At 42.6% G+C, this 7006-nt stretch carries 5 protein-coding genes and 1 pseudogene; all 6 read right to left on the minus strand.

Annotation, left to right across the window (positions count from 1 at the left end; all coding sequences use genetic code 11):
• Positions 1 to 91: 91 nt before the first annotated feature.
• Positions 92 to 1084: a phospho-N-acetylmuramoyl-pentapeptide-transferase gene (gene mraY, locus N4310_RS06780; protein WP_262092582.1), complete on the minus strand. Its 993-nt coding sequence runs from the start codon at positions 1082 to 1084 to the stop codon at positions 92 to 94.
• A 188-nt stretch (positions 1085 to 1272) separates the two neighbouring features.
• Positions 1273 to 1799 (minus strand): annotated as a pseudogene (locus N4310_RS06785) (RNA-guided endonuclease InsQ/TnpB family protein); the annotation flags it as partial.
• Between the two features lie 105 nt (positions 1800 to 1904).
• Positions 1905 to 4172: a penicillin-binding protein PBP2X gene (pbp2x, locus tag N4310_RS06790; protein WP_262092583.1), complete on the minus strand. Its 2268-nt coding sequence runs from the start codon at positions 4170 to 4172 to the stop codon at positions 1905 to 1907.
• A complete protein-coding gene (ftsL, locus tag N4310_RS06795; protein ID WP_262092584.1) occupies positions 4169 to 4480 on the minus strand; it encodes a cell division protein FtsL in 312 nt (103 codons plus the stop codon). The genes pbp2x and ftsL overlap by 4 nt, the downstream gene beginning before the upstream one ends.
• Before the next feature lie 9 nt (positions 4481 to 4489).
• The gene (rsmH, locus tag N4310_RS06800) at positions 4490 to 5437 is read right to left on the minus strand and encodes a 16S rRNA (cytosine(1402)-N(4))-methyltransferase RsmH (RefSeq protein ID WP_262092585.1); all 948 of its coding nucleotides are present in this window, start codon (positions 5435 to 5437) and stop codon (positions 4490 to 4492) included.
• A 223-nt stretch (positions 5438 to 5660) separates the two neighbouring features.
• Positions 5661 to 5840, minus strand: a complete 180-nt coding sequence (locus tag N4310_RS06805; RefSeq protein WP_262092586.1) for a hypothetical protein — start codon at positions 5838 to 5840, stop codon at positions 5661 to 5663.
• Between the last annotated feature and the right edge of the window lie 1166 nt (positions 5841 to 7006).

The following is a 7006-nucleotide window of genomic DNA, read 5'->3' on the forward strand; positions in this document are numbered from 1 at the left end:
TTTACCGTGGCGATTTTTCTTTTTATACTCTTCTATTCCCTTGGTATACCTCGGATCAGAGACAACGGGAATGATTCCCAACCTTTGAGCTTTAGAGATACAAAATGGCAAGGGCTATCAGCGAAGTGGTCAATCCCAAACCCCACAGGAAGAAATCCACCTTCCATTCAGACCAGGCAGAACCACGGCCAGAAAGTCCCCCTAATTCCAGATGGTGATGGAAGGGAGTCATCCGGAAAATGCGGCGACCTTCCCCATATTTCTTACGGGTATATTTGAAATAGGCCACTTGCAGCATAACCGAGGAGGTTTCTAGGACATACACCAAACCAATGAGCAAGAGAGTCCACTCTTGGTGGAGAACCATCGAAATAGCTGCCAGCATACCACCAAGCGCCAGGCTCCCAACATCTCCCATAAAAACCTTGGCCGGCTTGCGGTTGTAAAGGAAAAATCCTAACAAACCACCAAGCAAACTGGCAATCACCAGCAAGATATCCCACTGTTCTTGCATGAAGGCAATCATCCCATAGGCTGACAAAGAAATCACAACGGAAATACTTGACAAGCCATCAATTCCATCCGTCAAATTCACCGCATTGGAGAAACCGACCAACCAGAACAAAACAAAGGGCAGGTAGAGACCACCCAGCTGCAAGGCGTAACCAAAAACATTCAAGGTTCCACCCTGGCTATCTGCAATCAGAAAGAAGAGGAGTCCACCTACTAGCTGCAGGAACAACTTTTGCCGCGGATTCAGACCTTCATTGATTCGCCGAAAGACTTTTAAGAAATCATCTAAAAAGCCAACCAAGCCATATAAAACAAGGATTAATAGAACCATCCCGGCACTAGCTGTCCATTGGCCCGACCAAAGCAGACCCAACAAGGCCACCAAGCTACTAACAAGCAGAAAGACAATCCCTCCCATCGTAGGCGTCCCCGCCTTGGCTTGGTGCTGTTTGACATCTTCATGCATCTGCTGGCCAGAAATTTTGGCCTTATTGTAGGTCTGGATGAAAATGGGCATTAAAAGAACGGTCAACACAAACGAAATGAGGCCAACAAAAAATTCGGTATTCATATTAATCTGCTATATAAAATATAACCAAACGTAGTCATTTGTAAGATTTAACCACATTTGAGAAAGAATATATAGACTTCCTTTCTTCATTTTATTTACTACCGTTACCATTAGTATTCTCATATCCTCCAAGAGGGTAATGACAGTGACTAACTCTGATAGCCTAAGGGTGTAGCACCCCGTATTGTTTAATTGAGTAAGGTCAAAAGATTGGCAACTGCATTTTCATCCCGGTCTCCCACAAAGCCACATTCATAACAAATGTATTCATGGTGCCTGGTTCCATGTTTAGCATTACCTGCTAAAGTGATTTTATCGTCACCTGTCTTAATGTGACCGCAAGCGGAACAACGTTGCGTGCTTGGATAATGTTTATCGGCTAAGGTAATCTCCTTACCGTACCAATCAGCCTTATAGGTCAAGATCTGTCTGAACTGCCCAAACATAGAGCGATGTAAGCCCTTGGATGCAGCATGAGACATCTGCATTCTCTTAACATCTAAATCTGCGATAACGATTTTATCAAAGTCAGTCACTAGTTCTGTTGTAAATTCATGGAGAATGTTGATCTGAATAGCTGCAACCTTCCGATAGTCCGCTGCAACTTGGCTCTCGTCTTAGCATAATTCTTAGTTTGGGTCGCCTTATTCCCATTTACAACACACTTTCTAGCCAGCTGTCTTTGATAGAGCTTAATGCGTTCATAGAATTTTTTGAAGGGACTTCTAAAAACTAAATCCCTCAAAACCCAAATGCTTATTTATCGATGTTTGAGTGATTCAATTTGAAGAAAAACTGGGGTTTTTAGAGGTCCCCTTAATTAGTCTCCCAAGGTCACTTTTATTTTTTTAACTTTCTTCAATTGCGTATTCGGATCAACATCTTGAGCAACAACGTGGCTACCGGAACCACGAATATCCACTTCAATATCCGTCCACTTGCCAAACTGTTTCATCATTTGTTTATTCCATCCATAGAAATCCGGAATTTCCTCAAAACTATTGGTGAGAACCAGAACTTGTTGATTGGCTTTCAAGCGATCACCCGTATCAGCAGAGATTTTCCGAATTGAAGTCCCCGTACCAAGAATAATCGGTTGCACAAGATTTTGCCTTAGAACATCTGCTAAATTCCCTGGGGACATATTCGAAGTGTCTGGCATCTTATAGATTAACTCTTTAGAAACGTCGTTCAAAACAGGACTCAACTCTGTCAAATTCAACGTATCCTTCATAGCAATGGCTTCTTCCATAATTGGATTGACAAAGTCACGCCACATGAGTGGACTAAACTGTTCCGGTTGGGCTGTCGCCACATACATAATGAAATCAGGATCTTCTGCTGATGACATGGCAACCACCGAGTTCATATAAGTATTTTCAAGATAACCGGTTCCATCTTCTTTTGCAATCTCAGCTGTCCCTGATTTAACGGCAAGAGCTTGACCACCAGCTTGAATAATCGGTCCCTGTAAACTCAAATCAGAAGACCATTTGTCATACAAGGTCCCGTAATAAGGATCTGTCCCAACCGTCACCATATACTCACGAGTCTCACGCGCCGCCTTCTCTGAAACTGGATTCCCCACAATCTCAAGACCAGCTTTTCGCACTGCATCTTGCTTTTGATCATAAATTGCAGAAATAAACTTCGGCTGAATCATCACCCCATCATTGGCAATGACTGAAAAAGCTCGCAACATCTGCACCTGGGTCGTTGAAATCCCTTGACCAAAAGCAGACATGGCAATCGACACAATATTGTCAGCCGGCAACAAGCCCGCTGACTCATTGCCCATTCCAAAGCGTGTTGGAATCCCAAACCGGAAACGGGATAGATAGTCTAACCACTTGTCAGCTCCCATTTTTTGCTCCAGCAAAACCATTCCGACGTTGGATGAGTAAGCAAATCCCTGGGCAAAACTCATCACCTGCCCCGTCGAGGTTCCGTTATTGACCGACCAGTCACGAATGGTTGCATCAATTACGTTCAACTGTGTATTGTCAAAGAGCTCATTAGGCGGGAAGGTGTTGTTGTCAATGGCAGCAGCCAGGGTCATAACTTTCATCGTCGATCCCGGCTCAAAGTTACTTTGATAGAGGGCGGAAGACCAGGTAAAGTTTTCATCATCCAAGCCCTCCTTGGTATCCGGGTTAAAGGTTGGCCGTTGGGTGTGGGCTAAGATTTCCCCTGTTTTCGCCGAAACCAGGGTTGCTGAAGCCCACTTCCCACGTGTTTTTTCCTGGAACAAATCCATTTGCGTTTCTAAGTAGGTTTGCAAATTAACAGACAGGGTCGTGTAGACATCCTGACCATCAATCCGTTTGCTCTCCACTTTTTCGGTCCCCGGAATAATACTACCGACCCGGTTCTTCTCATAGGTGGTCACACCGTCTGTTCCTGCCAAGATACTATTCATGGAAGCTTCCAACCCTGTGTTTCCGACCAAGGTTTTGCTACCATCCTCATGTTCTGTGAGCTGGGCTAAACCAATAAACTGAGAAGCAAAATTCCCATTTGGATAACTACGACTCGGACTGGTTGAGAAGTCAATCCCTTTAATGCCTGCCTTCTCAGCTGCCTTCTTAAGGTCGGTCATGGTTCCATAGGACAAATTATTTCCCTTGGTTCCAAATGAGACCTGCCGCAGTCCCTCCTGACGTAACTGTTTCAGCACATAATCCGAATCCATTTCTAGGTATTCCTTAAACAGATCTGCTACTTGTCCGTACTGGTCAGCATCAACATAGAGTTTCTCACCCTTGGCCGAAACATACTCCTTATCAATGACCGCAAAAACATTATAGGTCGTTGAATCCTCTGCAATCGGAATCCCATTACGATCATAAATGGTTCCCCGTTTGGCTGGATTGATACGAATTTCTTGGTGAACCCGTCTCGCAGCCTCCGATAAATCCACACCAAATTTGGTATCTGTTCCTATAATGACAGCAAAGTTAATCAAAAAAACAAAAAAGAGAAATACTGTCAGAACACTTAATTGTTTTCCCACCCGTTGCCGATTTTCTATCGGGCTTTTCCGTCCCTTTAAAACAAACAGACGTACCCGTTGCCACAATCGTTTCATGGTTTTTCCGCCGTTACTAAATTATCATTTTTTACAGCCATTCCCTGCTCATCTGCCAATTTTTGAAAACGATCATAGCGGCTTAGCTCATTCACCCGCTGTTTGGCCTCTGTGATCTCCGTTTCCTTACTTTCAACTTGGGAATTTAAAGTCGCTAAATCCCGCTCGACCTGGAGCATCTGGGTCTGTAAAAAAATTGTTGTGATAGCGACAATCACCGTTGTCACTACTATAGTTCCATAAAAAATCTTTTCCAAATTGGTTAGGGGACGTCTCAGCCGCCCCAAGCCTCTAGATTCTTGAGCCATAAAAACTCCTTATTTGATTCGCTCTAGTACACGCAACTTGGCCGAATGAGCACGATTATTGGCTTCCAATTCCTCATTGGAAGGCAGAATCGGCTTGCGATTGACCAAGCGGAAGTCAGCTTCCATTTGACTCGGTAGCAAAGGAATCCCTTTGGGAATCTCAACGGTCGAAGCTTCTTTAAAAAGAAGCTTGGTCAACCGATCCTCCAAAGAATGAAAGGTAATGACCGAAATCCGACCACCAGGCTTGAGCAAGTCCATTGCTTGCTGCAAGGAAGTCTCCGCTGCCCCCAACTCATCATTGACTTCAATCCGAATCGCTTGGAAAATTTGCTTGGCCGGATGCCCTTTTTTCTTGAGCTCCTTGGCTGGTTTCGCAGACTTGATAATCTCTGCCAATTGCGTTGTTGTCTCAATTGGGGCCAGCTCCCGCGCCTTTTCGATTTTTCGCGCCACTTGTTTGGAAAATTTATCTTCTCCATACTTAAAAAAGATCCGTACCAACTCCTCATAAGGATAATCATTGACCACGACCTGGGCCGTCAAGGCTGCGGACTGGTCCATCCGCATGTCTAACGGGGCATCCTGTTTATAGGAAAAACCACGCGCACGCTGGTCCAACTGCGGGCTTGAAACCCCTAAATCATAACAGATTCCATCAATCGCTTGGACACCCAGCCTTGCTAGTGCCGCCTGTAGATTTCGGAAATTATCTTGAATAAAGGTCACCATTCCCTTCTCCACATAAGACGCTAGGCGAATCTGGGCATGGCGAATCGCGTCTTCATCCTGATCGAAGGCATACAAATGGCCTTCTTCACTCAACTGAGATAGAAGGTACTCACTATGACCAGCTCCGCCCAGTGTCGCATCTACATAGACACCGTCAGGCTTGATGTTTAAGGAATCAACTGTTTCCTTTAATAAAACCGTTACATGATGGAATTCTTTTTTCATATCCAAACTATTATACCTCAAATTCGTATCCGAATACAATATTTACACATTTCTTACTAAACCTTACCAAAACAAGGAGTTTAAACAGCCATGTTTCCATTTCTTTGCCAAACCTTTCTAAACTTTACCGATTTTTTGCCCCTTTTTTGCCCCTAAAAAACCGCCTCGAATTCGAGACGGTTAGTGTTAGAAAATCAATGGAGCCTTTCCATTAATTTTTAGTCTATTGTAACATATTTCTGCGCTCTTCAATGAGCTGAGTGAGTTCGTCCAGATCTTCGAGAGTGGCTTTGTTCCGGATGAAACTCCGAGCGCTGGAACGGGAACTGAGGTAGGAACGACGTTCCTTGTTGTTCTCTGCCCATTTCTCGTTAGCACGTTTGCGTGATTCTGATACTGGCATAAACTAACCTCCGAATATTTGAATCAAATCCAAGATAATTTGGATTGCTAACAGAATAGCGATAATGGTCAAGATTACATTTTGTGTTTTTAGATTTTTCATGGTAGACTTAATATGAAAAACAAAGCCTACTCACTTAGTGTTTTCGGCTCTGTTGAAAATTATTTCGATTTGAAGATTTCAAGTAGAACTTTTATCAATTCAAGGATGAGGATTAGAATTGATATTTTTGTTCTGAATTCTTCAAGTCGTTTTTCTTTTCGCTTTTTCATATTTATTACCTCCTTTCTATATATTTATGGTACTACACTTAGTACATATTGTCAAGCGATATTTTGGAAAAAGTTTAAAAAATGCAATAAAAAAAGCCCTCCGCTGGGGAGGAGTGTCATTTAGACGACATATACTTCTCAATCATTTTCTTACAGTCAGAAGAATACATAGATACATCAGTGTATACATGTGTCCCAAAATCTCTTGAAGGTATAAATAAATGGTACGGATCGAAAAAAAGAATTATCAATTTATGTTTTGAATGTCTTTGTTTTTTGTGTGTCCTAGGTTCGATTCTATAGATCGTCACCACCCTGAATGAGCCTCGACTGTTAGTAAGAGACGACTCCCTTACGTCGCTTTTATAAAGATAATCAGATATCGTACTAAGATCTTGAGAGTCTAAATATTTCAAAAGTATATTTCTAATTCTAGTTTCATGTTCTTCTGTGAATCTGATTGGTTTTATCCCGTTCGCTAATACACTACTGTTTTCACCAATCACTTTGAAAGCACGTTCAACATGTGATGGTATTGCTCCCTCGTCACTAATTGGTAGACAGTTGGTAAACATTAAATCGGGTATATTATAAGTCACATGTGCCTCTTTTGAGAGTTCAATTATTGGCGTAACTTTAGGGGCAATTTCACTAACTTGCGTAGTAGAAAAGACTAATCTTCTTACATCAACTCGAGAAATCGGCCTCTGTACATTAATACTGTTAAAACAATCCGCTTTCTTAAGGGCACCTCTAAAAACTCATACTTATTGTCGCCTTATTTCAAATAAGTAGGTATTCCTATTTGGTAGTGCGAACGTGAGCAGTCTCCTTCGGAGTCTCATCACTAAATTTTGAGCCAAGGTCTCAAAATCTCCGCCATCTAGCAGTTGT

The sequence above is a fragment of the Streptococcus danieliae genome, assembly GCF_025447695.1.
GTDB lineage: Bacteria > Bacillota > Bacilli > Lactobacillales > Streptococcaceae > Streptococcus > Streptococcus danieliae.